General features: G+C 43.9%; 1 protein-coding gene. It reads right to left on the bottom strand.

Translation table 11 applies throughout. The annotated features are described in order from the left end of the window. Nucleotides 1–221, bottom strand: a 221-nt coding sequence (locus G154_RS27440; RefSeq protein WP_237742462.1) for a hypothetical protein, incomplete at both ends; no start/stop codon positions are given.

Here is a 221-nt window from a genome sequence, read left to right as displayed (position 1 = left end):
CCACTCGGGTTGATTCCATTCCTTTCCATTCCATTCGAGTTGAACCCATTCCATTCCATTCCATTCCATTCCACTCGGGTTGATTCCATTGCATTCCAATCCATTACATTCCATTGCATTCCATTCCATTCCATTCCACTGCACTCAGGTTGATTCCATTCGATTCCTTTCCATTCCACTCCATTCGGGTTGTTTCCATTCCATTCCATTCCATTCCATTC

The sequence above is a fragment of the Mycobacterium sp. VKM Ac-1816D genome (assembly GCF_000416385.1).
Classification (GTDB): Bacteria; Actinomycetota; Actinomycetes; order Mycobacteriales; family Mycobacteriaceae; genus Mycobacterium; species Mycobacterium neoaurum_A.
Note: the sequence above shows the minus strand (reverse complement) of the source record. Positions and strands in the feature narration are given on the sequence as shown.